2 protein-coding genes are annotated in these 1,731 nt (G+C 32.2%); both read right to left on the reverse strand.

Annotated features, from left to right (window positions below; translation table 11 throughout):
• Nucleotides 1-180: 180 nt before the first annotated feature.
• Nucleotides 181-819, reverse strand: a complete 639-nt coding sequence (locus ACRD7A_RS18995) for a hypothetical protein (protein ID WP_430812971.1) — start codon at nt 817-819, stop codon at nt 181-183.
• Nucleotides 812-1,687 carry a DUF4747 family protein gene (locus tag ACRD7A_RS19000; protein ID WP_430812970.1) on the reverse strand — a complete coding sequence of 292 codons (876 nt, stop codon included), beginning with the start codon at nt 1,685-1,687 and terminating at the stop codon, nt 812-814. The genes ACRD7A_RS18995 and ACRD7A_RS19000 overlap by 8 nt, the downstream gene beginning before the upstream one ends.
• Nucleotides 1,688-1,731 lie beyond the last annotated feature (44 nt).

The raw sequence follows: 1,731 nt of genomic DNA on the forward strand, positions 1-1,731 counted from the left end.
TTTGCGTCCCGTTTTTGTTTTTCATAATCGAAGCGCTCCGTTCGAGTTCGTTGCGCCCAACGGTTGATGGTATGGTGTCGTGCGGGATTACGAGGCGATTTCCTATCAGTTTACAACGACTTTTTTTACGAGCCACAAACGCTCGCAAACCTCTGAAACCCGCATGCACTATACCATGTGTTATGGCCTTTTATTCTTTTGTTTTTCATCTTCTTCAAATTCCTTTTCTAGCCGTTCTAAACGGACAAAGAAATGTAATATTTGTCCAAAATTAAATATGTTAATTACAATCTGTCCTATTAGTATCAAAGAATACAAACTAATGAAATTCAACAATATAAATCCAATGAAATTAATAGTCCTCGCCAATTCTACTGGCAAAAAAATATTAGCTCCAAGATTCATAATACCCATAATCATATATCCAATTAGTATAGAACTTGCTTGTACTAAAATACTAAAAGCAAAAACACTACTCTGCATTTGAAAAAGGCTATATTTTGAAGGTTTCACAGGTTCAGTAATCTCATCCAAAATATTTTGAGAATTAAGTCCAATCAATAAAACATAGCCTCCTAAATTGAACCCTAGAATATTAGGCATTATACTCATCATTTGATTTGCTACATAGTTAATAGAATCATAAAATGATGCACTTGTTAAGACAATAACAACTTGGCTTATAAGTGTTAATACAATGGCTGTCCAGAAGAAATAACTTTTCCAAATAGGTTTATTATTCCAATAGATTTTGAGCAAGGTCTTTAAATTACCTTTATGCTCCTTCTTATACTCTTCTGGGTCAATAATATTAGGCATCGTTACTTTCTGTCCTAAAGGTTTTCATTATCAAATTTGCCATATAGCCTCTAAATTTCTCAGCTGTAGATTTTATTTCAATGCGTAAAGGAGTATCAGCTGATTTCACTGTCTTTCTTGTATTTTCACTTGTTGTAATTGTAGCTGATTTAATTGCACCATTACTTCTAGCCAATTCAATTCCCCCTTCTAATAATTCTTCCCCTTTAATATTCATGAAATCATTGTGGTCAGATTCTGCTTTTATCTCAATTTTCCCAATTTGACTTTTCTTGAGTCTTTTATCAAATAAATCAGCTGACGCACTTAATACATCGTCATTTGTATATGTAACAACATAGTCAATTTTATGTATTCGCTTTGCCGTTAAAATTTCATCAATTGCTTTTGGTTCATTTTCTAATTCAATCCGAATAATGTCATTTTGTTCTTTAACCTCAAGCAAAGAATTCATAAAAAACTTACGGACGTCATTACCAGAAATTTTAGCTCCTAACTGAATACAAAATCGATGAGCTTCAGGGATAAAGATAAATTCAGCTATTGATGCATCGAAAATTTTAGATGTATCATTTTCAATGGTTTCACTTTTTAAATTCTCAATATCAATTGCTTGTCCACTTTTCTTATCGAAATAAAATCCTTTACCTATTCTCCCATATAGATAGTCTACACCTGTAACTTCTGTCTTTTTTCGAAAATAACTATAAAGCATTATGTGTTTATTTTCCGCTACAGCAGAGTGGACTTTATTATCTACTAAGTCAGTAATTAGCTTGATGTAAGCTTCTTTTTTGTCATCACCTTCTTTTTCTGTTTGAAGTTTTATATTAATAACCTCAAACTTATACTTTAATTCATCTGTCATATTCTGTCTTGTTTTTTAATTGGCCATAACGGCCTGCCGCATGG

Origin of the sequence: Carboxylicivirga longa (assembly GCF_050589825.1) — a bacterium.
GTDB lineage: Bacteria > Bacteroidota > Bacteroidia > Bacteroidales > Marinilabiliaceae > Carboxylicivirga > Carboxylicivirga longa.

What these genes read in the sequence shown, in the direction of transcription:
- ACRD7A_RS19000 (WP_430812970.1), bottom strand. Translation starts at nt 1,687, where the DNA reads ATGACAGATGAATTAAAGTATAAGTTTGAGGTTATTAATATAAAACTT.
- ACRD7A_RS18995 (WP_430812971.1), bottom strand. Translation starts at nt 819, where the DNA reads ATGCCTAATATTATTGACCCAGAAGAGTATAAGAAGGAGCATAAAGGT.